Genomic DNA, 24,903 nt, shown 5'->3' with positions numbered 1-24,903 from the left:
TCCTTGCGAGGCCTGAATCACGCGATCCCCACGAAATCAATGGGTCTGGAGCCTAATGCCTCAAAACGGGATCTCGTCGTCCAGATCGCTCCGCCGACCGCCACCCGAGGGGGCGTTGCTGCGGGAGCCTCCGTAGTTGTCGTAGCTTTCCGAGCCGCCGCGGTCTTCGTAGCCGCCGCCCGAACCTGCGCTGTCTCCGCGGCCGCCGAGCATCGTCAGGGCGCTGCGGAACGGGCGCAGCACGACCTCGGTCGTGTAGCGGTCCTGGCCCGACTGGTCCTGCCACTTCCGCGTCTCGAGCTGGCCCTCGATATAGACCGTCGAGCCCTTGCGAAGATATTGCTCGGCTACCCGGGCGAGGTTCTCGTCGAAGATCGCCACCGAATGCCACTCGGTCCGCTCCTTCCGCTCGCCGGAAGCGCGGTCGCGCCACTGCTCGGAGGTGGCGATGCGCAGGTTCACGACCTTCCCGCCGTTCTGAAAGCTCCGAACCTCGGGATCGCGGCCGAGATTGCCGATGATGATGACCTTGTTGACCGAGCCCGCCATGCTTCCTCCGATTCCTTGGACCGGGGCATGGTGCCCCGGATCTGGTTAATGGATGCCTATACCGACACGGCCCCGCACCCGCAACGGCTGCCTCCTTCGGAGGAGAGAGCCCGCCCATGCCCCGGAAACTCCCGCAGGGGTTGTGGTCAAAACGGTAGCGAAGATCGCGGGTTTCCGTATATCGTTCCCGGCGGGACAGATGAAGGTTGATTTCATGCGGCAATGGATCGGTGCTGTTGGCGCGGCGGTCGTGGGTCTTGGCCTGGCTGTCGTGCCCGTCGAAGTGCATGCCGAAGGGCAGAATCTTCAGCGATCGACGATGAACCGGGCCGGGATCTTCAAGTCACAGACGAGGCTTCTCGACGGCCGCCTCTCGCAGCAATACGAGGGCTCGGTGCGGCTGAAGCCCAAGGTCGAGGCGATTCCGGCGGCCCTGCCTGCCGTGCGCTACAGCGGGCGCTACAAGGGCGAGTATCTCGAGGTGGCCAAGACGCTCGCGCGGAAACATGGCGTGCCCGAACAGCTCTTCCTCCGGCTGGTTCAGCAGGAATCGGGCTGGAACCCGGGTGCGGTTTCGGTCAAGGGCGCCACGGGGCTCGCGCAGCTCATGCCGGGGACGGCGCAGCTTCTCCGCGTGGACATCAACGACCCGCATCAGAATCTCGAGGGCGGCGCGCGCTACCTCAAGATGATGTATGACAAGTTCGGCACCTGGCAGCTGGCGCTCGCCGCCTACAACGCCGGGCCGCAGGCGGTCGAGAAGCACTCCGGCATCCCGCCCTACCGGGAGACGCAGAATTACGTCAAGGCGATCTGGGGCAACGGCTGAGCCGCTGCTGCCACGGTGAGCCCGCGGAGGCCATCCGTAGCAGCCCGGCCGCCGGGGGTTATTCGAGCGTGCCGTCCGCCGCGATGCGCACCTTGCCGCCCAGATAGGGATGCAGCACGGCCGGAAGCTCCACCGAGCCGTCCTCCCGCTGGCCGTTCTCGAGCACGGCGATCAGGCAGCGCCCCACCGCGAGGCCCGAGCCGTTCAGCGTGTGCACGAACTCGGGCTTGCCACCACCGGCCGGGCGGAAGCGGGCGTTCATCCGCCGCGCCTGGAAGTCGCCACAGACCGAGACCGAGCTGATTTCGCGGTAGGTGTTCTGACCCGGCAGCCAGACCTCGAGGTCGTGCGTCCGGGTGGCGCCGAAGCCCATGTCGCCGGTGCAGAGCACGATGGTGCGGTAGGGCAGGCCCAGCTTTTCCAGGATCGCCTCGGCGCAGCGGGTCATCCGCTCATGCTCGGCCAGCGAAGTCTCGGGCGTGGTGATCGAGACCATCTCGACCTTCTCGAACTGGTGCTGGCGCAGCATGCCGGCCGTATCCTTGCCCGCGCTGCCCGCTTCCGAGCGGAAGCACTGGGTATGTGCGGTCATGCGGATCGGAAGCTGCGCTTCCTCGAGGATCTCGCCCGCCACCGTGTTCGTAAGCGTCACCTCGGCCGTGGGGATCAGCCACCAGCCGTTCGTGGTCTGGTAGCTGTCGTCCGAAAACTTGGGCAGCTGGCCGGTGCCGAACATGGCCTCGTCCTTCACGAGAACCGGGGTCCAGGTCTCGGTCAGCCCGTGCTCGGCCACATGGGTGTCGAGCATGAACTGCGCGAGCGCCCGGTGCACGCGGATCACCGCGCCCGTCAGCATCACGAAGCGGCTTCCCGACAGCTTGGCCGCGGTCGCGAAATCCATGCCGGGCTTCACGCCGGCGATCTCGAAATGCTCCTTGGGCGTGAAGGAGAAGCTGCGCGGCTCGCCCCAGCGGCGGATCTCGACGTTGGCGCTCTCGTCGGGCCCGTCGGGCACATCGTCGAGCGGCAGGTTCGGCAGCGCCACCAGCATGTCGCGCAGCCGCGCATCCTCGGCCGCGGCCTCCTCGTTCAGGCGGGCGATCTCGGCCTTCTTCTCGGCCACCAGGACGCGAAGCCGCTCGAACTCGGCCTCGTCGCCGCGCGCCTTGGCCGCGCCCACGTCCTTCGAGGTGCGGTTCTGCTCGGCCTGGGCCGTCTCGGCGGCCAGGATCTTCGACCGCCGCGCCTCGTCGATCGCAAGGATTTCGCCCGAGACCGCCGAGAGGCCACGCCGGGCGAGGGCGGCGTCGAAGCGGTCGGGGTTCTCGCGGATGGCGCGGATGTCGTGCATGGGATCACCTTCGCTTGAGGATCGGGCTTCTATTGCCCGATCCCTTCCGTCAGGTGAACCGGAATCTTCCGCGTCGGGTTGACCGTCCTACTCGATGACTGCGCAGGCAATGCGGTCGCCCGCGTCGCCTGCGGGCTGGCTCACATAATCGTCAGGCCCCGAATGAAGCATCAGCGCCCGCCCCGCGAGGTCCGAGTCGTTCTCGCTGCCCAGCTGGACGAAGGTGTTGAAAACCTGCGCGCGCAGGATGCCGTCGGCTCCGACATACTGGTTGGGCATGTCGCCCGCATGAGGGCCCGTCTCGACCATGAGCCCGTGGTCAGTGTCGGCGAGGGCGAAGTGCCCGCCGGCGGATTCGAAGTTGTTGCCCTGATCGCACTCGCCGTTCTCGTGGATGTGGAAGCCGAGCCAGCTTTCGGCCGGCAGGCCCTGCAGGTCGAGCGTGATGAGGACGCCGTGCGGCAGCGGCGCAAGCTGGGCGGTGCCGATGGGGGTGCCGTCGCTGTTGATGAAGGTCGCCCGGCGCTCGGAAAAGCCCGCCTGTCCGGGTGCGGCCTGTGCATCATGGGCATGTTGCGGCACGTCCTGTGCCAGCGCGGGCTGGACGAGAGCCGGGCTGGCGAGCAGCGCGGCGGCGGCGATGGCGATGGTCCTGTGCATGGGTTTCCTCCTTCGGACGGGGCGTGTCGAGGGGCAACGGGGCGCGGCCAAGCCTGTTCCCGATCCCGGCCCTTCCGGCCGCCCGCGGTCCGCGCCGCCCGCAACCGATCCGCGCACCGGCCTTGGAACGGGCGGGATCGCGCATATATGGCCCGCCATGGCTTGCTTGCCATCGCGGCACCCCGCGGCTAGGGTGCGCCCCGCCAAAGTCCGGGCCTGATCCCCGGGTGTATCCAAGAGGACGATGATGTTCGTGACCCCCGCCTTCGCTCAGGCCGCCGCTCCGGGTGGTGCTGCCGGCGCTTTCACCAGTTTCGTGCCGCTCATCCTGATCTTCGTGATCATGTATTTCCTTCTGATCCGTCCTCAGCAGAAGAAACTGAAGGAACACAAGGCCATGGTCGAGGCGCTGCGTCGCGGTGACCAGGTTCTCACCGGCGGCGGCATCGTCGGCAAGGTGGTGAAGGTCCATGAAGACGGCATCATCGACGTCGAGATTGCCGAGGGCGTGAAGGTCCGCGTGATGAAGTCCACCATCGTGCAGGTCATGTCCAAGACCGAACCTGCCGCCGCCTGATCCAGGGTCCGGTCCAGATGCTCCATTTCCCCGTTTGGAAGCGCGTTCTGATCTGGGGCATCTGCGCCCTTGCGATCCTCTACGCCGCGCCCAACTTCTTCTACGGCCGTGTCGAATCCCACAACGATGCGGTTGCCGCCATCGAGAAGGCCGGGGGAACAGCCACCCCCGAGCAGGCGGAGGCGGTGGCGCTCTGGCCCGACTGGCTGCCCTCGAACATCGTGAACCTCGGGCTCGACCTTCGCGGCGGGGCGCACCTGCTCGCCGAGGTCCGGGTCCAGGATGTCTATGAGGCCCGGATGGACGGGCTCTGGCCCGAGGTGCGTGACGCCCTTCGCGGGTTGCGCGACCAGGTGGGCTCGATCCGCCGCCAATCGGCCCCCGCGGGCGAGCTGCGCATCGCCATCTCGCGCCCCGAAGGGATGCCCGCCGCGGTCGAGGCCGCGCGCAGGCTGGCCCAGCCGGTGATCTCCTTCACCGGCATGGGGCAGAGCGACATCGAGGTGTCCAGCCAGAACGACGTGCTGGTGATCCGCCTGACGGACGCCGAGCGCACGGCGATGGACAGCCGGACCGTTCAGCAGAGCCTCGAGATCATCCGCCGTCGCGTCGATGAGGTGGGCACCCGCGAGCCGACGATCCAGCGCCAGGGCGAGGACCGGATCCTGATCCAGGTCCCCGGCATCGGCTCGGCCGCCGAACTCAAGTCGCTGATCGGCACCACGGCCAAGCTGACCTTCCACCCCGTCCTGAGCCGCGCCGCCGAGGCGCAACCGAGCGCCAACGGCGACCTCGTGCTGCCGGCCTCCAACGAGCAGGGGATCTACTACGTCCTCGAGCGTGCGCCCGTCGTGACCGGCGAAGAGCTGGTCGATGCCCAGCCCTCGTTCGACCAGAACAACCGCCCGGCCGTCAGCTTCCGCTTCAACCCTTCGGGGGCGCGGCTCTTCGGCGACTATACCGCGCAGAACATCGGCAAGCCCTTTGCGATCGTGCTCGATGACGAGGTGATCTCGGCGCCGGTGATCCAGGCCCATATCGCGGGCGGATCGGGCATCATCACCGGCAACTTCTCGGTCGAGGAATCCACGGAACTTGCCGTCCTGCTGCGCGCGGGTGCGCTTCCGGCCGAGATGACCTTCCTCGAGGAACGCACCATCGGCCCCGAGCTGGGTCAGGATTCCATCGACGCCGGCCGCACCGCGGCCATCGTCGGGATGATCGCCGTCGTGGTCTTCATGATCGCAAGCTACGGCTGGTTCGGCGTGCTGGCCAACATCGCGCTCGCGATCAACATGATGGCGATCCTGGCGCTTCTGTCCGTGATCGGGGCGACCCTGACGCTGCCCGGCATCGCCGGCATCGTGCTGACCATCGGCGTCGCGGTTGATGCCAACGTGCTGATCTTCGAGCGCATCCGCGAGGAACTGCGGCAGGGCAAGATGCCCGCGCGCGCGATCGAGCTTGGCTTTCAAAAGGCCTTCTCGGCGATCCTCGACGCGAACGCGACCACCTTCCTCGTCGCCGTCATCATGTTCCTCGTGGGTGCGGGGCCGGTGCGGGGCTTTGCGGTCACGCTGACCATCGGCATCTTCACCTCGGTCTTCACGGCCGTCTATGTCACCCGGATCCTTGTCGCCACCTGGTTCGCCTGGCGGCGGCCGCGTGCGATCGTCGTCTGAGGAGTTCCCATGGCCTTCCGCCTCAAGCTCTGCCCCGAGAAGACGAACATCAACTTCTTCCGCGCCGCGCCGCTGACCTTCGGCTTCTCGGTGTTCCTCATGGTGGCCTCGCTCGTCGTGTGGCTGACGATGGGGCTGAACTTCGGGATCGACTTCCGGGGCGGCACCACGATCCGCACCGAATCCGCCCAGCCGGTGGATGTGGGCGCCTACCGCTCGGCGCTGCAGGGGCTCGAGCTTGGGGACATCTCGATCACCGAGGTGTTCGACCCGGGCTTCCGCGAGGATCAGCATGTCGCGATGGTCCGCATCGGCGCGCAGGACGATACCCAGTCGATAACGCCCGAGCAGATCGCGATGGTCGAGGCCGCGCTTCAGACGGTCGATCCCACGATCACCTTCCCGTCGGTCGAGTCCGTCGGGCCCAAGGTCTCGTCCGAGCTGATCTGGTCGGCGATCACGGCGGTCGCGGCGGCCTGTGCGGGCATCGCCTTCTACATCTGGCTCAGGTTCGAATGGCAGTTCGCCGTGGGCTCGGTGGCGGCGCTGGTCCATGACGTGCTTGTGACGATCGGGGTCTTCGCGCTGTTCCAGATCCGGTTCGACCTGACGACGGTGGCGGCGCTTCTGACGGTTCTGGGCTATTCGATCAACGACACGGTGGTGGTCTTCGACCGGCTTCGCGAGAACCTCGTGAAATACAAGTCGATGCCGCTGCGCGACGTGATGAACCTGTCGGTCAACGAGACGCTGAGCCGGACGCTCATGACGCTGATGACGACGCTGATCGCGCTGAGCGCGCTGCTGGTCTTCGGCGGCGACGTGATCCGCGGCTTTGTCTTCGCCATCACCTTCGGCGTCGTGATCGGAACCTATTCCTCGATCTACATGGCCAAGAACATCGTGCTCTACCTCGGCGTTGACCGCGGAGGGCCGAAGAAGGACAGCAAGGCGGGCACCCAGTTCGCCAACATCGACGCGTGAGGCAAGGGGCGGCGTCCGCGCCGCCCTCGCGCCCCGTCTGCCGGGTTCCGTGCCCGTCTTGCCATCAGTGTCCCTTGCGGTCGCTTGTGTTCCGGGCCGCACCCGATGGCCGCCGGTGGCTGGCGCAGGCCGCCCGGTGCCCGATGAGGAGGATCCCCGATGCGACTGACCGAGATTGCCTATGACAGCGCCCAACCCGTCGAGGGCTACGGCCCCGGCTATTTCCGCATCGGCGGGCAGGTGCTCGAGGGAGCCTGCCTGATCTCCCCGTGGGGCGCCGGCCCCTGGGGCGGGCTCGAGGACACGGCCGGCCCGCTGGCACTCGCCGACCGGATCGACGTGCTCTTCGTGGGAATGGGCGCCGACGTGGCCCATGTGCCTGCCGCCTTCCGGGCGGCACTGGAAGAGGCAGGTGTCGGGGTCGAGACCATGTCCTCGCCCGCCGCCTGCCGGACCTACAACGTCCTCCTCTCCGAAGGCCGCCGCGTCGCCATCGCGCTCCTGCCGGTCTGATCCCGGCGCGCCCCGGAGGATGGGCCCGTGCCCCCCTTGCGCGACCCTGTCCGGCGACCCTTCCGCTGCCGCCCTCGATGCGCTAGGGCAGGGGCATGGACCTGACCGTCACCGACCTCGCCTGCGCCCGTGGCGGCGTGACCGTGCTCGAGCGCGTGAGCTTCCGGCTTGCAGCGGGCGCGGCGCTGATCCTCCGGGGGCCGAACGGGATCGGCAAGACGACCCTGCTGCGCACGGTGGCGGGCCTGCAGCCGGCGGTGGCGGGCGAGGTGTCGATGGCGCCCGAGTCCGTGGCCTATGCGGCCCATGCCGACGGGCTCAAGGCCACGCTGACCGTGGCCGAGAACCTCGCCTTCTGGGCCGCGATCTACGGCACGGACGAAGTTCCCCGCGCGATGGAGCGGATGAACCTCGCGGCGCTCGCCGATCGGCAGGCGCAGAACCTCTCGGCCGGCCAGAAGCGGCGTCTCGGGCTTGCGCGGTTGCTGGTGACGGGCCGGCCGCTCTGGGTGCTGGACGAGCCGACGGTCTCGCTTGACGTGGCCTCCGTCGCGCTCTTCGGAACGGTCGTGCGCGAGCATCTGGCCTCGGGCGGCGCAGCCCTCATGGCCACCCACATCGACCTCGGGCTGGCCGAGGCCGAGGTCCTGGACCTGACGCCCTGCCGCGCCCGGTCCCCATCCTTCGCCGGACCCGCCGACGACCCATTCGCCGGAGTGACGGCATGATCGCGCTTCTGCTCCGGGATCTTCGTCTTGCGCTGAGGGCCGGCGGCGGCTTCGGCCTCGGACTGGCCTTCTTCCTGCTGGTGGCGGTCCTCGTCCCCCTCGGCGTCGGGCCCGAGCCCGCCACGCTGGCCCGGATCGCGCCCGGCATCCTCTGGGTGGGGGCGCTGCTGGCCTGCCTCCTCTCGCTCGACCGGATCTTCGCCCTCGATCACGAGGACGGCTCGCTCGACCTGCTGGCCACCGCGCCGATCCCGCTGGAAGGTGTCGTCGCGGTCAAGGCCGCCGCCCACTGGATCGTCACGGGCCTGCCGCTCACGCTGGTCTCGCCGCTCCTTGGCCTGCTGATGAACCTGCCGCCCGAGGGATACCCGCTCCTGCTGGCCTCGCTGGCCATCGGCACGCCGGCGCTGTCGGTCATCGGCACCTTCGGCGCGGCGCTCACCGTGGGGTTGAAGCGCGGCGGGTTGCTCCTCAGCCTCCTGGTCCTGCCGCTCTATGTCCCGACGCTCGTCTTCGGCGCCGAGGCGGTGCGCAGAGGGGCCGCGGGCATGGATGTCGCCACCCCCTTCCTCCTCCTCGGAGGCATCACGGCGGGCGTGGCGGCCCTGCTACCTTTCGCCTCAGCGGCAGCCGTCAGGATAAATCTCAGGTAACGAACTCGCGGCTTGAATCCGCGCACGGAACCGCCTAGCTCCAAGGCCATGTCGATCTGGGAATACGCCAACCCGAAGAAGTTCATGGAGACCTCCTCCATCGCGCTGCCCTGGGCCGCGGCCGGGGCGCTGCTGTGCCTGCTGGTCGGGCTGGTGTGGGGGTTCTTCTTCACGCCCGATGACTACAAGCAGGGATCGACCGTCAAGATCATCTATCTCCATGTCCCCGCGGCGCTGATGGCGATCAACGCGTGGTTGATGATGCTGGTCGCCTCGCTGATCTGGCTGGTGCGCCGGCACCATGTCTCCGCGCTGGCCGCGAAGGCGGCGGGGCCCGTGGGGCTGACCTTCACCCTGGTTGCGCTCGTCACCGGCGCGGTCTGGGGCCAGCCGATGTGGGGCACGTGGTGGGCCTGGGATCCGCGGCTGACCTCGTTCCTGATCCTCGCGCTCTTCTATCTCGGCTACATCGCGCTCTGGCAGGCGATCGAGAACCCCGACACGGCGGCCGATCTCACCTCGGTGCTCTGCATCGTCGGCTCGGTCTTCGCCGTCCTCAGCCGCTACGCGGTGAATTTCTGGAACCAGGGGCTGCATCAGGGCGCCTCGCTCTCGCTCGACAAGGAGGAGAATGTGGCGGATGTCTTCTACTTCCCGCTCCTCGTCTGCATCGGCGGCTTCGTCCTGCTCTTCTTGACGCTCGTGCTGCTGCGCACACGGACCGAGATCCGCGTCCGCCGCGTCCAGGCGCTCCTCGCGCGGGAGCGGATGGCATGATGCCGGATCTGGGCAAATACGCGTTCTCGGTGCTGACCGCCTATGGCGCCTCTCTCTCCCTGCTCGGCGCGCTGGTCGTGCTGTCGCTGTGGCGCGGCGCGCGGGTGCGGCGGCTGCTGCGCGACGTCGAACGGCGTCAGGGGCGGACGGATGGCTAAGGCGCTGATGCTCGTGCCGCCGCTGCTCTTTGCGGGGCTGGCGGCCACCTTCTTCCTCGGCATGCAGCGCGAGAACCCTGACGAGCTGCCCTCGGCGCTCGCCGGCAAGCCGGCGCCCGCCGTGCAACTCACCGAAATGAGCGGCGCCGCGCCCTTCACCGCCGACACCCTGCGCGAGCCGGGGGTGAAGCTCGTGAACTACTGGGCGAGCTGGTGCGCGCCCTGCCGGGTCGAGGCGCCGACGCTCGAGAAGCTCGCGGCCGAGGGCGTGGCGATCCACGGGGTGAACTATAAGGACAAGCCCGAGAACGCGCAGGCCTTCCTGGCGGAACTCGGCAATCCCTACGCCACGATGGGCGCCGACCCCAACGGCCGCATGGCGCTCGACTGGGGCGTCTATGGCGTGCCGGAGACCTACGTGATCGACGGCGAAGGCCGCATCATCCTGCGCTTCCCCGGCCCCGTGACCGAGCGGACGCTGCAGGAGACCATCCGCCCTGCGATGGAAAAGGCCGCCGCGGCCACGAACTGACGGCCTCCGCGCCCGAAGGCGGATCCGCCGGCTTTCATTCTCGCCCAAATATCCCCGCCGGAGGCTCCGCCCGCGGATCCTGTCGCGCGATCGCCGTCCCGCGCAGCAGCTTGCGCCATCGCCGGCCCCGCGCAGCAGAACGCCCCGGCCTTTCGACCGGGGCGCATCGCGTTCAGATCCGTTCTCAGGCCGAGGCGAGGTCGCGCAGCACGTAATGCAGCACACCGCCGTGCTCGACATATTCGATCTCGATCTCGGTATCGATCCGGCACTTGAGCTGGATCGTCTTCACCGTCCCGTCGGCGTAGGTGATGGTGCAGGGCACCAGCGAGAGCGGCTTCAGGTCGCCCTCGAGACCCTCGATCGTCACCACCTCGTCGCCCTTCAGGCCGAGGCTCTTGCGGTTCTGGCCTTCGGTGAACTCGAACGGGATCACGCCCATGCCCACCAGGTTCGAGCGGTGGATGCGCTCGAAGCTCTCCGCGATCACCGCCTTGACGCCCAGAAGCGCCGTGCCCTTGGCCGCCCAGTCGCGGCTCGAGCCCGCGCCGTACTCGATGCCGCCGAAGATCACCAGCGGCGTGCCCGCCGCCTGATAGGCCATCGAGGCGTCGAAGATCGAGGTCTGCTGCCCGTCCGGCCCGAGCGTGTAGCCGCCCTCGACCCCGTCCAGCATCTCGTTCTTGATGCGGATGTTGGCGAAGGTGCCGCGCATCATGACCTCATGGTTGCCGCGCCGCGAGCCGTAGGAGTTGAACTCGCGCGGGGCCACCTGACGGTCCACCAGATACTTCCCGGCCGGCGTCGTTTCCTTGAACGAGCCCGCGGGCGAGATGTGGTCGGTGGTGATCATGTCGCCCAGGAGCGCCAGCACCCGCGCGCCGGTGATGTTGGTGATGACTCCTGGCTCCTTCGACATGTTCTGGAAGTAGGGCGGGTTCTGGATGTAGGTCGAGGTCGGCGGCCAGTCGTAGGTCTGGCTGTCGGTGGTCTCGACCGCCTGCCACTTGGCGTCGCCCTTGAAGACATCGGCGTATTTCTTCTGGAAGGCCTCGCGGGTGACGGTGCGGTGCACCAGATCGGCGATCTCGGCGTTGGTCGGCCAGATGTCCTTGAGGTAGACCGGGCCGTTGGTGCCCATGCCCAGCGGTTCCGACGTCAGGTCGATGTTCATGTCACCGGCCAGCGCATAGGCCACCACAAGCGGCGGCGAGGCGAGGTAGTTGGCCCGCACGTCAGGGCTGATCCGCCCCTCGAAGTTGCGGTTGCCCGACAGCACCGCGGCGGCGACCAGATCACCCTCGTTGATCGCGGCCGAGATCTCCGGCTGCAGCGGGCCCGAGTTGCCGATGCAGGTGGTGCAGCCGTAGCCCACGAGGTTGAAGCCGATGGCGTCCAGATCCTCCTGCAGGCCTGCCGCTTCCAGATATTCGCTCACGACCTGCGATCCGGGGGCGAGCGAGGTCTTCACCCAGGGCTTGCGGTTCAGACCCAGCGCGCGGGCCTTCCGCGCCACCAGCCCTGCGCCGATCAGCACATAGGGGTTCGAGGTGTTGGTGCAGGAGGTGATCGAGGCGATCACCACCTTGCCCGACGACATGGTGTAATCCTCGCCCGCGACCGGGACTTCCTTGCCCTGCGGGCGCTTGAAGGTCGCCTCCATCTCCTTCGCGAACGAGGCCTTGGCGTCGGTCAGCGGCAGGTAGTCCTGCGGGCGCTTCGGGCCTGAGATGGCGGGCACGATCTCGCCCATGTCGAGGTGCAGCGTGTCGGTGTAGATCGGCTCGTAATCCGCGTCGCGCCACATGCCGTTGGCCTTGGCATAGGCCTCGACCAGCGCGATCCGGGCCTCATCGCGGCCGGTCTGGCGCAGGTAGCGCAGCGTCTCGCCGTCGATCGGGAAGAAGCCGCAGGTCGCGCCGTATTCGGGGGCCATGTTGGCGATGGTGGCGCGGTCGGCGAGCGGCAGGTGGTCGAGACCCTCGCCGTAGAATTCGACGAACTTGCCCACCACGCCCTTCTTGCGCAGCATCTGCACGACCTTGAGCACGAGGTCGGTGGCCGTCGTGCCTTCGACCATCTGGCCGGTCAGCTTGAAGCCCACGACTTCGGGGATCAGCATCGAAACCGGCTGGCCGAGCATCGCGGCCTCGGCCTCGATCCCGCCCACGCCCCAGCCAAGGACGGCAAGGCCGTTGACCATCGTCGTGTGCGAATCGGTGCCGACGAGCGTGTCGGGATAGGCCACTTCCATCCCGTCCTGATCGCTGTCGGTCCAGACGGTCTGGGCAAGGTATTCGAGGTTCACCTGGTGGCAGATGCCGGTTCCCGGGGGCACCACGCGGAAGTTGTTGAACGCCTTCTGCCCCCATTTCAGGAAGGTGTAGCGTTCCATGTTCCGCTCGTACTCGCGGTCCACGTTCAGCTGGAAGGCGCGCGGCGTGCCGAATTCGTCGATCATCACGCTGTGGTCGATGACCAGATCCACCGGGTTCAGCGGGTTGATCTTCTGCGCATTCCCGCCGAGGCCGAGGATCCCGTCGCGCATCGCGGCCAGGTCGACCACGGCCGGCACGCCGGTAAAGTCCTGCATCAGCACGCGGGCCGGGCGATAGGCGATCTCGCGCGGGTTGCGCCCGCCGTTCGCGCCCCATTCCGAGAAGGCGCGGATGTCATCGACCGACACCGTCTTGCCGTCCTCGAAGCGCAGCATGTTTTCCAGCACCACCTTCAGCGCGGCGGGCAGGCGCGAGAACTGGCCGAGACCGGCTTCCTCTGCCGCCGGGATCGAGTAATAGGCATAGCTCGAGCCGCCGACGCTGAGCGTCTTGCGGGTCTTCTGGCTGTCGTGTCCGACGATGACGGTCATTCGGTCCTCCTGGCGCCGTGGCGAGGGTTGGGCTTGGTGCTCCGAGCGCGTTTTGCCCCACCGGGCATGGTCGCGCAAGGGAGATGGCGGCGTTGTATACTGATGTATGCCGAAAATCCAGCGTCATCCTGCGGCTTTTTCGCGGGTCAGCCTCGCAAAACCTTGATTGGAACGGGTGCGGCAGGCAGGGCTAGAACGGGGGACAGAGAACAGGGAGACCTCATGCAGATGCGATGGACGCTCGGCGCCGCTTGCGCCCTTTCGCTGGGCATTGCAGGCATCGCTCAGGCGCAGTCGCAAACGGGCGTGGTCGTCGAGCTGTTCACGTCGCAGGGCTGCTCGTCCTGTCCGCCGGCGGATGCCTTCCTTGCGGCGCTGGCCTCGGACCCCCGCCTGATCCCGCTCGCGCTTCATGTCGATTACTGGGATTACATCGGCTGGGAGGACCAGTTCGCCGACCCGCGGTTCACGCAGCGCCAGAAATCCTACGCCCGCGCGGTGGGAAGCCGCACGATCTACACGCCGCAGATGATCGTCGGCGGTGTGGACCGCGTCGAGGGCAACGCGCCCGAGAAGGTGGCCGCGCTGATCCTCAAGCACATGCAGAAGGCCGAGCGCGTGGGTCTCTGGCTCGAGCGCGAGGGCGATGTGCTGCGCATCCGGGCCGAGGCCGATCCTCCGCTGGATCAGGCGGTGCGCGTCCAGCTGGTGCGCTACCGGCCCGAGGAGACGGTCGCCATCAAGCACGGCGAGAACGAGGGCCGGACCGTGACCTACCGCAACATCGTGACCTCGTGGGAGGTGGTGGGCGACTGGGGCGGCCATGCGCCCCTGGCCATCGACGCCCGCGCGGCGGGGCCAGAGCCCGTCGCCGTGATCCTGCAGAACGAGGGGCCGGGTGCCATCCTCGCGGCAGCCAGCCTTCGCTAGGATCGGCGACCGAAGGATGGCGCGGCGGCGACGGGCGCCTGCCGATCCCCGCGCCACGCATGAAAAGGGCGCGGGCCTCAGGCACCCGCGCCCGTTCCGTCTTGACCAGATGCCTGCGGGCGCCGCTTCATCCGCGCCGCGAGCGGATCATCCCGACGATGTCATAGACCTGCTCAAGGATCGGCCGCGCCAGCGCGTCGGCACGGTCGGCGCCCGCGCCGAGGATGCGGTCGATCTCGGCGGGATCGGCCATCAGCCGGTTCATCTCGGACGAGATCGGTGCCATCACCGACACGGCCAGCTCGGCCAGCTTCGGCTTGAAGGTGCCGAACTGCGCGCCCGCGAACTCGGCCACGACCGCCTCGGGCGTGGATTGCGAGAGGGCGGCGTAGATGTTCACGAGGTTGCGCGCCTCGGGCCGCTCCTTCAGCCCCTCGATGCTGTCGGGCAGCGGCTCGGGATCGGTCTTGGCCTTGCGGATCTTCTGCGTGATCGTGTCGGCATCGTCCGTCATGTTGATCCGGCTCTGGTCCGAGGGATCGGATTTCGACATCTTCCTCGTGCCGTCCCGCAGGCTCATGACGCGGGTCGCCACACCCTCGATCACGGGCTCCGTCACCGGGAAGAAGTTCACGCCGAAGTCGTTGTTGAACTTGATCGCGATGTCGCGGGTCAGCTCCACATGCTGCTTCTGGTCCTCGCCCACCGGCACATGCGTCGCGCGATAGGCGAGGATGTCCGCCGCCATCAGCGCCGGATAGGCAAAGAGGCCGAGCGAGGCCGCCTCGGCGTTCTTGCCCGCCTTGTCCTTCCACTGCGTCATGCGGTTCATCCAGCCCATGCGGGCCACGCAGTTGAAGATCCAGGCCAGCTCGGCATGGGCCGTCACCTGGCTCTGGTTGAAGAGGATCGAGCGCACCGGATCGACGCCCGCGGCGATGAAGGCCGCGGCGATCTCGCGGGTCTGCTGGCGCAGCTTGGCGGGATCCTGCCAGACGGTGATGGCGTGCATGTCGACGACGCAGTAGATGGTCTCGACCCCGTCCTTCTGCATGTCGGCGAACCGCTTCAGCGCGCCGAGATAGTTGCCCAGCGTCAGCCCGCCCGAGGGCTGGATGCCGGAGAAGACCCGGGTGGGGAAGACCTGAGGCGTTTGGACCGGCTCGGTCATGGTTGGCTCCGTCTGGTAAAAGGGTGCCATTGGCCTTATCCCCCGGGGCAGGGGCCGTCAATGTGACCGCCCGCGCCAGACGAGGGTGCCCATGCGCGACAATTACAACGCCCCGCCGGTCAATCCGCTGCCGGCCGTGGTCTGGCTGCTCGCCCTGCCGATCATCGCGATGGAGGCGGTCGTGGCGCTGGGGGCGAGCGGGATCGTGGGCGGCGGTGCGGGTGCGGGCTGGCGGCTCGACGCCTGGCAGCGGTTCGCCTTCTCGCCCGACCTGATGCGCGCGATGATCGAGACCCAGACCTTCCCCTGGCAGGGGATGATCCGGCTGGTCACCTATCCGCTCGTCCACGCCACCTTCCTCCATGCGCTGATGGCTGTGGTGATCCTGCTCGCGCTGGGGAAGATGGTGGGTGAGGTGTTCCGGCCCTGGGCGGTGGCGGCGGTCTTCCTCGGCTCGGCCGTTGCGGGGGCGCTGGCCTACACCGCGCTGCCGGGGGTGAGGACGCCGCTGATCGGCGCCTATCCGGCCGACTACGGGCTGGTCGGCGCCTTCACCTTCCTGCTCTGGACCCGGCTCGCGGCGACCGGCGGGAACCGCTACCGCGCCTTCACCCTGATCGGGTTGCTGCTCGGCATCCAGCTTGTCTTCGGGCTGCTGTTCGGCGGCGGCTACGAATGGGTGGCCGACCTCGCGGGCTTTGCCACGGGCTTCCTGATCTCCTTCGCCGTCAGCCCCGGCGGCTGGGCCCGGGTGAGGGACATGATCCGCCGGCGCTGAGGCGTCCTCAGCCCCGCCGGCGAAGCGTGCGCAGATCCGAGAGGCGGAAGGCTCCGATCGCGGCGCCTGCGCCGAAGTAGCTGACGATCCCCGTGGCCACGAGCAGGGCGAGGGCCGGGTAGCGCCAGCCGGGATCGCCGAGGAACGGCCCGAGGATCTGGTTTGCCCCGTAAAGCACCAGCCCCATGAAGATCGAGGCCGCGATGATCCGGGGCAGCCGCGCCCTCAGCCGCTCGTCAAGGTGGGTGGCCGCGCCCATGCCGCGCGACCCCGCCCAGAGTTGCCAGACCATGACCCAGCCCGAGACGGTCGTCGCCAGGGCCGCGGCGAGGAAGCCCAGCACCGGCATCAGGCCGACGGCGAAGGCGAGGTTCACGCCCATCGAGACCACGGCGTAGTAGAACGGCCGCCGCGTATCCTCGCGCGCGTAATAGAGCGGTTGCAGAACCTTGTGCAGGACGAAGGCCGGCAGCCCGAGGCCGTAGGCCGCCAGCGCCAGCGCGGTGTTCCAGCTGTCTTCGGGCCCGAAGGCCCCGCGCTGGAACAGCACCTGCGTCAGAGGCAGCGCGATCACGACCAGCGCCACCGCCGCCGGCAGGGTCAGCATCAGCGCGAACTCGGTTCCCCGGTTGAACGAGGCGCGGCTTCCGGCCTCGTCGCCGGCCCGCAGCCTGCGCGAGAGATCGGGCAGAAGGACGGTGCCGATGGCGATGCCCACCACCCCCAGCGGCAGCTGGTAGAGCCGGTCGGCGTAAGAGAGCCACGCGACGGCGCCCTCGGTGAAGCTGGCCACCTGACGCCCCACCAGCAGGTTCACCTGAACCACGCCCCCCGCCAGCACCGCGGGCGCGGCGATCACGGCAAGCCGCCTCAGCTCCGGCGTCAGGCGCGGCAGGTGCGGCCAGAGCGTGAAGCCCGCGCGGCTGGCGGCAAACCAGGTGAACAGGAACTGCGCGACGCCCGTCACCGGCACCGTCCAGGCGAGCGTTAGGCCCATGTCCCAGCCCAGCCGGTCGGCCAGCAGCATGGCCGCGATGAACATCAGGTTCATCAGCACCGGCACGAAGCTCGCCTCGGTGAAGCGGCCGAAGGCGTTCAGCACCCCGGACAGCAGCGCAACCAGCGAGATGAAGAGGATGTAGGAAAAGGCGATCCGGCCGAAATCGACGGCGAGATCGAAGCGAGCGTCCCCGGCAAAGCCCGAGGCCATCGCCAGCACCAGCCAGGGCATGAGAAGCGTGCCGAGCAGCGTGAAGGCGACCAGCACGCCCGCGAGGCCGGAAAAGGCGTCGCGCGCAAAGCCCTTGGCATCCTCGCCGCCCTCGAGCTTCTTGGCGAACATCGGCACGAAGGCCATGTTGAAGGCGCCCTCGGCAAAGAAGCGGCGGAACATGTTGGGCAGCGAGAAGGCGATCAGGAACGCCTCGGCCACCGGGCCCGCGCCCAGATAGGCCGCCATCATCACGTCACGGGCAAAGCCCGCGCCGCGGCTGAGCAGCGTCCAGCCGCCCACCGTCAGGAAGCCGCGTGCAAGCGAGATCGGTTTCACTGCCGCGCCCGCTCCGCGCCCTCGAGGATCGCCTGGCGCAGCTTCTTTTCGAGCGTCTCCTGCCGGGTCTTCTGGTGCAGCTTGAGGCCGAACATGTCCTTCACGTAGAAACTGTCCACCACCTGCGCCCCGTAGGTCGCGATCACGGCCGAGGCGATGTAGATGTTGTTGGCGGCCAGCGTCCGCGTCAGGTCATAGAGCAGGCCGGGGCGGTCGCGCGTGTCCACCTCGATGATCGTGTAGATGTCCGACCCCTCGTTGTCGAAGGCGATGTGCGTGGGGAAGCGGAACTGGCTTTCGCGCTTCTTCACCTTGTCGCGGTCGCGCAGCGCCTCGCGGGCCACGACCTCGCCCTTGAGCGTCTTGTCGATCATGCTGGTGAGGCGGGGCAGGCGGCTGATCTCGTAGGGCGAGCCCTCGGCGTCCTGGATCCAGAAGACCGCCGTCGCATAGCCGTCCTTGGTGGTGTAGGTGCGGGCATCCACCACGTTCGCGCCCACCAGCGCCAAGGCCCCTGCAAGCCGCGAGAAGATGCCCGGATGGTCGGCCAGCGCGAAACAGGCGCGGGTGGCGTCGCGGTCGGGATCGGGGTCGAGGTCGATGCGGATCTCGTCCTCGCCGAGGTTCCGCAGCATCCGGGCGAATACCGCATGCGTCGCGTTCGAGAGCGCCTGCCAGTAGGGTGGATAATGGCGGGCGAGTTCGGCCCTCAGATCCTTCGGATCCCATTCCTCGAGCAGTTCGCGCAGGGCGCGCTTGGCCTCGTCCTCGCGGTTTTCGCGGTTGAGGCTCTCGAGGCCCGCATCGAGGGCCGTGACCGTGTCCCGATAGAGCTTGCGCAGCAGTTGCGCCTTCCAGTTGTTCCAGGTGCCCGGCCCCACGCCGCGGATGTCGCAGACCGTCAGCACGGTCAGCAGGTCGAGCCGCTTCTTCGACTTCACCGCCTTGGCGAAGTCGCGCACCGTCCGAGGGTCGCCGATGTCGCGCTTTTGCGCCATGTCGGACATGAGCAGATGGTAGCGGACAAGCCACTCGACCGTCTCGCATTCCTCGGGGTTCAGGCCGAAGCGGGGCGCCACGCGCCGGGCGATCTGGGCGCCGAGGATCGAATGATCCTCGGGGCGGCCCTTGCCGATGTCGTGGAGCAGCAGCGCCACATAGATCACGCGGCGGCTGATCCCGTCGGTCAGGATCCGGTTGGCGATCGGCAGCTCTTCGTCCAGCTCGTGCCGTTCGATCTGGGCCAGCGTCGAGATGCACTGGATCGTGTGCTCGTCCACCGTGTAGTGGTGATAGACGTTGAACTGCATCATGGCGACGATGCGCTCGAACTCGGGGATGAAGGCGCCGAGCACGCCCAGTTCGTTCATCCGGCGCAGCGCGCGCTCGGGGTTGCCGTGCTTGAGCAGCGTGTCGAAGAAGATCCGGTTCGCCTCGCGGTCGTGCTGCATCTCTTCGTCGATCAGATGCAGGTTGGCCGCGATGATCCGCATGGCGCCGGGATGGATCAGGAGGCCCGTGCGAAGTGCCTCCTCGAAGATGCGCAGGATGTTCAGCTTGTCGGCGAGGAAGGCCTTGGGGTCGCTGACGTCGATCCGGCCGTTGACCAGCCGGTAGCCCGGCTTCAGCCGCTTCTTGCGCCGGAAGAGACCCATGAGCTTGGGCTCGCGCTTTTCGTGGCGCGCCTCGAGCTGGGCGAGGAAGACGCGGGTCAGCTCGCCCACGCGCGTCGCGTGGCGGAAGTAGTCCTGCATGAAGATCTCGACCCCGCGGCGGCCGCGGATGTCGGCATAGCCCATCCGCGCCGCCACCTCGACCTGCATGTCGAAGGTGAGCTGGTCGGTCGCGCGGCCGGTGATGTAATGCAGGTGGCAGCGCACCGCCCAGAGGAAGGCCTCGGCGCGCTCGAAGGTCTCGAACTCGTCGCGCGTGAGCAGCCCCGCCGCCACGAGACCCGAGGCCGAGGGCACGCGGTTGAGATATTTCCCGATCCAGTAGAGCGTCTGGAGGTCGCGCAGCCCGCCCTTGCCCTCCTTCACGTTGGGTTCGAGCACGTAGCGCTGGCCGCCCTGCCGCTTGTGCCGCTGGGCGCGTTCCTCGAGCTTGGCGTCGATGAACTCGGGGCCGGTTCCGCGGAAGAGGTCGGTCCAGAGCTTTTCGCCGAGTTCGTGCGCAAGCGGCTCGTGCCCGGCAAGGAAGCGATGTTCGAGAAGGGCGGTGCGGATCGTGATGTCCTCGCGCCCGAGGCGGAGGCAGTCCCGGACGGTGCGGCTGGAATGGCCCACCTTCAGCCGCAGGTCCCAGAGCATGTAGAGCATGCTCTCGATCACCATCTCGGCCCAGGGGGTCATCTTCCAGGGCGTGAGGAACAGCAGGTCCACGTCGGAATGGGGCGCCATCTCGGCCCGGCCATAGCCGCCGACGGCCAGGACGGCCACGCGCTCGGCCTCGGTCGGGTTGGGCAGCGGATGGAGCCGCTCGCAGGCGACGCGGAGGGCGGTGGTGACCAGCCCGTCGGTCAGCACCGCCTGCGCGCGGATCAGGCCGCGGGCCTCGCGCGGGCGGGCCTCGAAGGTCTCGGAGAGGGCGCGGTTGCCCACCGCCTTCGCCTCCGTCATCTGGCGCACGGCGATGGCGCGCGCGGCCTTGGGGTCGGCGGGGGAAACCGCGTCGATCTCGGCGAGGATGCTGCGCGTCAGCGCCTCGGGGTCGATGATGCGGGAGCGGGGCAGGATCAGCCCGGAAAAGAGCGGATCCTGCGAAGCGCCGGGCTCAGAAGCCGGCGCCACCGAAGCTTCGCGGCGCGGGGTCAATCACTACCACCTGGTTGTTGCGGATCTGGGCGACGGCCAATCCGCGTTCGTTGGTGCCGTCGCTGAGCAGCCGGAATATGCCGTTCACGCCGACGAATCCAGAGCCTTGGGTCAGGGCACGGCCGCTGAGCCCATCGGATGCCCCACGCTTGAGCAGCGCACCGACCGCGGCGACACCATCGTAGGCAAGGCCCGAGATCGGATGCGGCGCCTCGCCGTAGGCCGCGCGATAGCGTTGCTCGTACTGGCCGTAGACGCCCGGATCGGGCAGTGCGAACCAGCCGCCCTGGACGCCCGGCAGCGAGAGCGTGGCCGAGGGGATGTCCCAGCGGGTCAGGCCGATGAACCGGGCCGTGTCCGCGGGCAGGCCGTTCTCGCGCAGAAGCTGGGTCACGAGCGGCAGTGCCCCCGCCGTGTCCGCGGTCAGGAAGAGGGCTTGCGCGTTCGTCGCCTTCGCGCGCTCGACGATGCCCGGGGCGGCCGACACGATGCCGTTCTGCGAGAACTCGTAATCCATCGCGGCGACCAGCGTGCCGCCCGATCGCGCAACCGCCCGCTCGATTGCGGTCCGGCCGAGCTGCCCTGCGGTGTTGCGGTCGTTCACCACCATGATCCGCCCGCTGCCCTGGCTGACGGCGTAACGCGAGAGCCGGTTGGCGGTGTTCTGGAAGGTCGGCCCGAGGACGAAGACATTGCCGCCGGCAATGTCGGGATTGTTCGAGAAGCTGAGCACGTTCACGCCGCTGGGGGCCACGGCGGCCCCCACGGCATTGGCCTCCTGGGCGAAGACCGGGCCGAGGATGATCCGCGCCCCCTCTTCGACGGCCTGCGCGGCGACCGTTGCGGCGCGCGACGGCTGCCCGGCGGTGTTGTAGACGCGAAGGTCGATCCGTACGTTGCCGAGATCGGCCGCAGCAAGGCGGGCTGCGTTCTGGAGGCTGCGGGCGATGAGTTCGTCGCTCGCCTGGCCCGATCCTGCGGGCACGAGCAGCGCAACCGGCACCGGTTGCGACCGGTCCACCGCAGGGCCGCTGCCGGCCGTGGTGACAGGCTCGCAGGCGGCGACTGCCAGGGCCGCAAGCGCGACCGCGGCGCGGCCCAGCGACTTGCGGGCGCGGCTGAGAACGGACAACATGCTGGCTCCTCATCCCGTTGCTATGCCGGCCCGAGCCTAAGCGGTCGCACCCGGGATGGCAACTTTGGAAGGAGCAGCCCCATGACCATCGGCGAAGCCGAGCCGGACGCGGATCTCGGCGGGGGCCGCCCGCTCGAGGCGGGCCTGCATTTCATCGCGACTCCGATCGGGGCCGCACGGGACATCACGCTCCGCGCACTCGACATCCTGCGGACGGCCGATGTGCTGGCGGCCGAGGATACGCGGACGCTCCGCCACCTGATGGAGATCCACGGCATCCCTCTCGGACCCCGGCCGCTGGTGGCCTATCACGACCATAACGGTGAGGTGGCGCGCCCGCGGCTCTTGCGCGCCCTCGCCGAAGGGCGGAGCGTGGCCTATGCGTCCGAGGCGGGCACGCCCCTCGTGGCCGATCCCGGTTTCCAGTTGGCACGCGCCGCCATCGCCGCGGGCCACAGGGTGCTTGCCGCGCCCGGTCCCTCCGCAGTGCTTGCGGCCTTGACCGTATCGGGGCTGCCGACGGATCGCTTCCTCTTTGCGGGCTTCCCTCCCGCCACGGCCTCGGCCCGCAGGAAGTTCCTCGCCGAGCTGGCCCCCGTGCCCGCCACGCTCGTGTTCTATGAATCGCCCAGACGCGTTAGCCGAACATTAGAGGATATGGCGATAGAACTGGGCAACCGGGAGGCGGCCGTCTGCCGGGAACTGACCAAGCGATTCGAGGAAGTGTCGCGCGGCACGGTGCCGGAACTTGCGGAGGCGTTCCGCGACCGATCCGTGAAGGGCGAGATCGTGATCGTCGTGGACCGGGCCCCGCCGGTGAAGGCGGGGGCGGAAGAGCTGGAGGTAGCCCTGTCGGTGGCGCTCGAGACCATGTCGGTCAAGGAGGCCGCGGCGGCGGTCGCGGGGCGGCTCGGCCTGCCCCGACGGGATGTCTATCAGGCCGCTTTGCGGCTGGCGGAGGAGCGATGAGCGGAGAGGTTTCCCATCTGGCGGGTTTCGTGGCCGAAGAGGCCGTGGCCCGCGTCTATGAGCGGTCAAGGCGGCCGGTGGCGGCGCGGCGGTGGCGGGGCGCGGCAGGCGAGATCGATCTTGTTGCGCGGGACGGGGCCGAGGTCATCTTCATCGAGGTGAAGAAGAGCAACAGCCACGCGGCTGCGGCCGCGCGGCTGTCCCGCCGGCAGATGGAACGGATCTATGGCGCGGCTTCGGAGTTTCTGGCCGGCGAGCCCCTCGGGCAGCTGACGGCGAGCCGTTTCGATGTGGCGCTGGTCGATGGCATGGGCCGGATCGAGATCATCGAGAACGCCTTCGCGGCCTGATGCGGTTGCAACCGGCCGGGCGCTGCGCCATCAAGGGCTCCACCGGCAGGAGATGCGCATGAGCCTGAACGTCGCCCTTCAGATGGATCCGATCGGATCGGTCAATATCGATGCGGACAGCACCTTCCGCATCGCCCTGGAAGCCCAGGCCCGCGGCCACCGGCTGTTCTTCTACACGCCCGAGCATCTCTCCTATGATGATGGCCGCGTGACGGCCCGCGGTTTCTGGATCGAGCTTCGGCGCGAGAAGGGCAACCATGTCACCTATGGCGAGGAGACCCTGGTCGATCTCGGCAATTTCGACGTGGTATGGTTGCGGCAGGATCCGCCCTTCGACATGGGCTACATCACCACGACCCACATCCTCGAGTTGCTGATGCCGAAGGTGCTGGTGGTGAACGACCCGTTCTGGGTGCGCAATTCCCCCGAGAAGTTGCTCGTCCTGCGGTTCCCTGACCTGATCCCGCCCACGACCATCGCGCGCGACCTCGCCACCATCCGCGCCTTCAAGGAGCGGCACGGCGACATCATTCTCAAGCCGCTCTATGGCAACGGCGGCGCCGGCGTATTCCGTCTGGACCCGCAGGACCGCAACCTGTCTTCCCTGCACGAGCTTTTCACCTCGATGAGCCGCGAGCCAATGATCGCTCAGAAGTTCCTGCCGGCCGTGGAGCGGGGCGACAAGCGGATCATTCTGGTCGATGGCGAACCGATCGGCGCGATCAACCGCGTGCCCCAGGCGGGTGAGACGCGCTCGAACATGCACGCGGGCGGGCGGCCCGAAAAGGTGGGTCTGACGGATCGCGACCGCGAAATCTGTGCGGCCATCGGCCCGCTGCTGCGCGAGAAGGGACAGATCTTCGTGGGAATTGACGTGATCGGAGACCGCCTGACGGAGATCAACGTGACCTCGCCGACGGGTTTGCAGGAACTTGAGCGGTTCGACGGAACCAACGGCGCCGCCCTGATCTGGCACGCGATCGAGTCCAGGCGCCGGGCGTGACGGGAACCTCCTCGCCGCACTGGCCTGGCCCCAGTTTCTTCCTTCTGCCTCCAGGTTCTTCCTGAGGTAGACGTTCGGGCTCCATGGAGAACTGAAATGCCCCAGAAGAAACGCGCGAGAGGCAATCGTTGCCAGGTGTTTCATTCCGTGGTTTGATTTCGGCCTGCAACTTCGCGCGCAGGCTGAAGGACGACCAGCGGACTCACGCCCTACGACTGCCGCTGCAGTGCCGGGACTAACGTGCCTTGTCAGCGTCCCAGAGCGTTCTCTAATCGCGATCGTCAAGTGCTGATCTGAGCGCGTTTGGTCCTGCGCGCCGGGCTCTGAGATTCTCTGCGCGATCGCCGCTCTGGGCCGCATTTTTGCGTTCAGTGGTTGGAATGGTGTGCGCGGTCGGGGCCGCAGTCCGTGGAGCGATATCTTCCTCGCCGCGCGTCCCGGCTGGACGCATTTCTACACGCGAAGGAACAGCGTCAATTTCAGCGGCAGCGTCATGGCATTGCCGCCTCCCGGTAGGGCGCGAAAGCCGCCCGAACGCGGCGATCCTCGTCGGCCATCTGGGGCAGGTATTTGATGTCGATGTGCAGGTAGCCGGGATCGTAGGCCTTGAAGCTGCCATGCGCGGGCTTGGATTACTTCGGCTTCAGCGCCTGCAGGTTGCTCACGCCGTGGCGCCGGAGGCAGCGGTCGAGCCCCGAGCGGGAGACATGCGGGTTGAGGAACTCGCGCACCACGGCAAGCAGATCGTCGAGCGGCAAGAGAAGCGCCTTGCGCAGCGCCACCGTGACGTTCTTCGCTACGATCGATCCACCGGATCGATCGTTTCACGCTCGAACCCTGCGCCGGTGTCAGCGTCGTCTGCAAGCGATGCGGCCTGTGGCTCCGGTCGAGAACGTCGTCGCGACCCCGCCACCTCCAGACCGTCTGCTCGGAGATCCCGTAGCGCTTGGCCACCATCCAGGCCGGGTCCGTGCTCGCCTGAATCGCAGCCCGTATCCTAAGCGTTGTCGTCGCCTGCTTGTGAAGAGAGATCAGCATCTCCGCCCTCCATCCCGAACCGCGCGCAAGCTCGACCTTGCCATGAACAGGGCAGACCGACGAGGGTCTATGCGATCATCCGGGATGGAACACGTAAGGCATCATCGAAGGCCGCAACCACCGCCATGGCCGTGATGCCCCCGACACCCGGCCCCGTCATCAACAGGCGGGCCGTCTCGTGGCCTTGGCACCGGCCCGGATCCGGCTGTCCAGGGCCGCTATTCGGGCTTGGATGTCTCGCCTCGCCTGCAGCGGACCTCGCGTTCCGCGACCTCGGCCTTCAGGAGCTGCGACAGCATCGGTAC

General features: G+C 67.9%; 23 protein-coding genes and 1 pseudogene. 15 read left to right on the top strand and 9 right to left on the bottom strand.

What is annotated here, in order from left to right; genetic code table 11:
- Window positions 1-60 precede the first annotated feature (60 nt).
- A complete protein-coding gene (gene ssb, locus FG154_RS17900; RefSeq protein WP_145110885.1) occupies window positions 61-549 on the bottom strand; it encodes a single-stranded DNA-binding protein in 489 nt (162 codons plus the stop codon).
- 214 nt (window positions 550-763) lie between these two features.
- On the opposite strand from ssb, the gene FG154_RS17895 reads away from it, so the two are divergent.
- Window positions 764-1,378 carry a lytic transglycosylase domain-containing protein gene (locus FG154_RS17895; protein ID WP_145110888.1) on the top strand — a complete coding sequence of 205 codons (615 nt, stop codon included), beginning with the start codon at window positions 764-766 and terminating at the stop codon, window positions 1,376-1,378.
- Between the two features lie 58 nt (window positions 1,379-1,436).
- On the opposite strand, the gene serS is transcribed toward FG154_RS17895, so the two are convergent.
- Window positions 1,437-2,729, bottom strand: a complete 1,293-nt coding sequence (gene serS / locus FG154_RS17890; RefSeq protein WP_145110882.1) for a serine--tRNA ligase — start codon at window positions 2,727-2,729, stop codon at window positions 1,437-1,439.
- 87 nt (window positions 2,730-2,816) lie between these two features.
- The gene (locus tag FG154_RS17885; RefSeq protein ID WP_145110879.1) at window positions 2,817-3,389 is read right to left on the bottom strand and encodes a superoxide dismutase family protein; all 573 of its coding nucleotides are present in this window, start codon (window positions 3,387-3,389) and stop codon (window positions 2,817-2,819) included.
- Window positions 3,390-3,636: 247 nt separating this feature from the next.
- Here FG154_RS17885 and yajC point away from each other — a divergent pair, with 247 nt between their 5' ends.
- The 9 genes from yajC to FG154_RS17840 all read left to right on the top strand — a co-directional run bounded on the left by yajC (window position 3,637) and on the right by FG154_RS17840 (window position 9,993).
- On the top strand, window positions 3,637-3,966 hold the full coding sequence (gene yajC / locus FG154_RS17880; protein WP_011907512.1) for a preprotein translocase subunit YajC: 330 nt from the start codon (window positions 3,637-3,639) through the stop codon (window positions 3,964-3,966).
- A 17-nt stretch (window positions 3,967-3,983) separates the two neighbouring features.
- Entirely contained in the window at window positions 3,984-5,648 is a 1,665-nt protein-coding gene (gene secD, locus FG154_RS17875; RefSeq protein WP_145110876.1) for a protein translocase subunit SecD, read from the top strand.
- A gap of 9 nt (window positions 5,649-5,657) precedes the next feature.
- The gene (gene secF, locus FG154_RS17870; protein ID WP_145110873.1) at window positions 5,658-6,632 is read left to right on the top strand and encodes a protein translocase subunit SecF; all 975 of its coding nucleotides are present in this window, start codon (window positions 5,658-5,660) and stop codon (window positions 6,630-6,632) included.
- A 159-nt stretch (window positions 6,633-6,791) separates the two neighbouring features.
- Complete coding sequence (locus tag FG154_RS17865; protein WP_145110870.1) at window positions 6,792-7,145, top strand: Mth938-like domain-containing protein; 354 nt, start codon at window positions 6,792-6,794, stop codon at window positions 7,143-7,145.
- A gap of 95 nt (window positions 7,146-7,240) precedes the next feature.
- A complete protein-coding gene (gene ccmA, locus FG154_RS17860) occupies window positions 7,241-7,873 on the top strand; it encodes a heme ABC exporter ATP-binding protein CcmA (protein ID WP_145110867.1) in 633 nt (210 codons plus the stop codon).
- Window positions 7,870-8,526: a heme exporter protein CcmB gene (gene ccmB, locus FG154_RS17855; protein WP_145110864.1), complete on the top strand. Its 657-nt coding sequence runs from the start codon at window positions 7,870-7,872 to the stop codon at window positions 8,524-8,526. Before ccmA ends, ccmB begins: the two co-directional genes overlap by 4 nt.
- Window positions 8,527-8,574: 48 nt before the next feature.
- Window positions 8,575-9,303 (top strand): heme ABC transporter permease, encoded by a 729-nt coding sequence (locus tag FG154_RS17850; RefSeq protein WP_011907518.1) that lies wholly within the window; start codon window positions 8,575-8,577, stop codon window positions 9,301-9,303.
- Entirely contained in the window at window positions 9,300-9,461 is a 162-nt protein-coding gene (gene ccmD, locus FG154_RS17845) for a heme exporter protein CcmD (RefSeq protein WP_145110861.1), read from the top strand. The genes FG154_RS17850 and ccmD overlap by 4 nt, the downstream gene beginning before the upstream one ends.
- Entirely contained in the window at window positions 9,454-9,993 is a 540-nt protein-coding gene (locus tag FG154_RS17840) for a DsbE family thiol:disulfide interchange protein (RefSeq protein WP_145110858.1), read from the top strand. Before ccmD ends, FG154_RS17840 begins: the two co-directional genes overlap by 8 nt.
- A 184-nt stretch (window positions 9,994-10,177) precedes the next feature.
- Here FG154_RS17840 and acnA read toward each other — a convergent pair whose 3' ends face one another.
- Entirely contained in the window at window positions 10,178-12,862 is a 2,685-nt protein-coding gene (gene acnA / locus FG154_RS17835; protein WP_145110855.1) for an aconitate hydratase AcnA, read from the bottom strand.
- A 222-nt stretch (window positions 12,863-13,084) separates the two neighbouring features.
- On the opposite strand from acnA, the gene FG154_RS17830 reads away from it, so the two are divergent.
- Window positions 13,085-13,792, top strand: coding sequence for a DUF1223 domain-containing protein (locus FG154_RS17830; RefSeq protein WP_145110852.1), 708 nt, complete (start codon window positions 13,085-13,087; stop codon window positions 13,790-13,792).
- A gap of 127 nt (window positions 13,793-13,919) precedes the next feature.
- Here FG154_RS17830 and trpS read toward each other — a convergent pair whose 3' ends face one another.
- Window positions 13,920-14,963 carry a tryptophan--tRNA ligase gene (trpS, locus tag FG154_RS17825; protein ID WP_145110850.1) on the bottom strand — a complete coding sequence of 348 codons (1,044 nt, stop codon included), beginning with the start codon at window positions 14,961-14,963 and terminating at the stop codon, window positions 13,920-13,922.
- Window positions 14,964-15,054: 91 nt separating this feature from the next.
- Here trpS and FG154_RS17820 point away from each other — a divergent pair, with 91 nt between their 5' ends.
- Window positions 15,055-15,741 carry a rhomboid family intramembrane serine protease gene (locus FG154_RS17820; protein ID WP_145110847.1) on the top strand — a complete coding sequence of 229 codons (687 nt, stop codon included), beginning with the start codon at window positions 15,055-15,057 and terminating at the stop codon, window positions 15,739-15,741.
- A gap of 7 nt (window positions 15,742-15,748) precedes the next feature.
- On the opposite strand, the gene murJ is transcribed toward FG154_RS17820, so the two are convergent.
- The 3 genes from murJ to FG154_RS17805 are packed head-to-tail and all read right to left on the bottom strand — an operon-like array spanning window position 15,749 to window position 21,238.
- Window positions 15,749-17,290, bottom strand: a complete 1,542-nt coding sequence (murJ, locus tag FG154_RS17815) for a murein biosynthesis integral membrane protein MurJ (RefSeq protein ID WP_145110843.1) — start codon at window positions 17,288-17,290, stop codon at window positions 15,749-15,751.
- Window positions 17,287-20,079 carry a [protein-PII] uridylyltransferase gene (locus FG154_RS17810; protein ID WP_145110840.1) on the bottom strand — a complete coding sequence of 931 codons (2,793 nt, stop codon included), beginning with the start codon at window positions 20,077-20,079 and terminating at the stop codon, window positions 17,287-17,289. Before FG154_RS17810 ends, murJ begins: the two co-directional genes overlap by 4 nt.
- Window positions 20,063-21,238 (bottom strand): penicillin-binding protein activator, encoded by a 1,176-nt coding sequence (locus FG154_RS17805; RefSeq protein ID WP_145110837.1) that lies wholly within the window; start codon window positions 21,236-21,238, stop codon window positions 20,063-20,065. Before FG154_RS17805 ends, FG154_RS17810 begins: the two co-directional genes overlap by 17 nt.
- Before the next feature lie 81 nt (window positions 21,239-21,319).
- Between FG154_RS17805 and rsmI the strand changes: the two genes are divergently transcribed.
- The 3 genes from rsmI to gshB are packed head-to-tail and all read left to right on the top strand — an operon-like array spanning window position 21,320 to window position 23,560.
- Window positions 21,320-22,207 carry a 16S rRNA (cytidine(1402)-2'-O)-methyltransferase gene (gene rsmI, locus FG154_RS17800; RefSeq protein ID WP_145110835.1) on the top strand — a complete coding sequence of 296 codons (888 nt, stop codon included), beginning with the start codon at window positions 21,320-21,322 and terminating at the stop codon, window positions 22,205-22,207.
- Window positions 22,204-22,557 carry a YraN family protein gene (locus FG154_RS17795; protein WP_145110832.1) on the top strand — a complete coding sequence of 118 codons (354 nt, stop codon included), beginning with the start codon at window positions 22,204-22,206 and terminating at the stop codon, window positions 22,555-22,557. The genes rsmI and FG154_RS17795 overlap by 4 nt, the downstream gene beginning before the upstream one ends.
- 58 nt (window positions 22,558-22,615) lie before the next feature.
- Window positions 22,616-23,560, top strand: coding sequence for a glutathione synthase (gene gshB / locus FG154_RS17790; protein ID WP_186312427.1), 945 nt, complete (start codon window positions 22,616-22,618; stop codon window positions 23,558-23,560).
- A gap of 536 nt (window positions 23,561-24,096) precedes the next feature.
- Here gshB and FG154_RS17785 read toward each other — a convergent pair.
- Window positions 24,097-24,598, bottom strand: a pseudogene (locus FG154_RS17785) (transposase family protein); the annotation flags it as partial.
- Window positions 24,599-24,903: the final 305 nt, after the last annotated feature.

The organism is Cereibacter sediminicola, from assembly GCF_007668225.1.
Taxonomy (GTDB): domain Bacteria; phylum Pseudomonadota; class Alphaproteobacteria; order Rhodobacterales; family Rhodobacteraceae; genus Cereibacter_A; species Cereibacter_A azotoformans.
Note: the sequence above shows the minus strand (reverse complement) of the source record. Positions and strands in the feature narration are given on the sequence as shown.

Bases quoted from the DNA above. Each gene is read 5' to 3' on its own strand.
- ssb (WP_145110885.1), bottom strand. From the start codon at position 549: ATGGCGGGCTCGGTCAACAAGGTCATCATCATCGGCAATCTCGGCCGC.
- FG154_RS17895 (WP_145110888.1), top strand. From the start codon at position 764: ATGCGGCAATGGATCGGTGCTGTTGGCGCGGCGGTCGTGGGTCTTGGC.
- serS (WP_145110882.1), bottom strand. From the start codon at position 2,729: ATGCACGACATCCGCGCCATCCGCGAGAACCCCGACCGCTTCGACGCC.
- FG154_RS17885 (WP_145110879.1), bottom strand. From the start codon at position 3,389: ATGCACAGGACCATCGCCATCGCCGCCGCCGCGCTGCTCGCCAGCCCG.
- yajC (WP_011907512.1), top strand. From the start codon at position 3,637: ATGTTCGTGACCCCCGCCTTCGCTCAGGCCGCCGCTCCGGGTGGTGCT.
- secD (WP_145110876.1), top strand. From the start codon at position 3,984: ATGCTCCATTTCCCCGTTTGGAAGCGCGTTCTGATCTGGGGCATCTGC.
- secF (WP_145110873.1), top strand. From the start codon at position 5,658: ATGGCCTTCCGCCTCAAGCTCTGCCCCGAGAAGACGAACATCAACTTC.
- FG154_RS17865 (WP_145110870.1), top strand. From the start codon at position 6,792: ATGCGACTGACCGAGATTGCCTATGACAGCGCCCAACCCGTCGAGGGC.
- ccmA (WP_145110867.1), top strand. From the start codon at position 7,241: ATGGACCTGACCGTCACCGACCTCGCCTGCGCCCGTGGCGGCGTGACC.
- ccmB (WP_145110864.1), top strand. From the start codon at position 7,870: ATGATCGCGCTTCTGCTCCGGGATCTTCGTCTTGCGCTGAGGGCCGGC.
- FG154_RS17850 (WP_011907518.1), top strand. From the start codon at position 8,575: ATGTCGATCTGGGAATACGCCAACCCGAAGAAGTTCATGGAGACCTCC.
- ccmD (WP_145110861.1), top strand. From the start codon at position 9,300: ATGATGCCGGATCTGGGCAAATACGCGTTCTCGGTGCTGACCGCCTAT.
- FG154_RS17840 (WP_145110858.1), top strand. From the start codon at position 9,454: ATGGCTAAGGCGCTGATGCTCGTGCCGCCGCTGCTCTTTGCGGGGCTG.
- acnA (WP_145110855.1), bottom strand. From the start codon at position 12,862: ATGACCGTCATCGTCGGACACGACAGCCAGAAGACCCGCAAGACGCTC.
- FG154_RS17830 (WP_145110852.1), top strand. From the start codon at position 13,085: ATGCAGATGCGATGGACGCTCGGCGCCGCTTGCGCCCTTTCGCTGGGC.
- trpS (WP_145110850.1), bottom strand. From the start codon at position 14,963: ATGACCGAGCCGGTCCAAACGCCTCAGGTCTTCCCCACCCGGGTCTTC.
- FG154_RS17820 (WP_145110847.1), top strand. From the start codon at position 15,055: ATGCGCGACAATTACAACGCCCCGCCGGTCAATCCGCTGCCGGCCGTG.
- FG154_RS17805 (WP_145110837.1), bottom strand. From the start codon at position 21,238: ATGTTGTCCGTTCTCAGCCGCGCCCGCAAGTCGCTGGGCCGCGCCGCG.
- rsmI (WP_145110835.1), top strand. From the start codon at position 21,320: ATGACCATCGGCGAAGCCGAGCCGGACGCGGATCTCGGCGGGGGCCGC.
- FG154_RS17795 (WP_145110832.1), top strand. From the start codon at position 22,204: ATGAGCGGAGAGGTTTCCCATCTGGCGGGTTTCGTGGCCGAAGAGGCC.
- gshB (WP_186312427.1), top strand. From the start codon at position 22,616: ATGAGCCTGAACGTCGCCCTTCAGATGGATCCGATCGGATCGGTCAAT.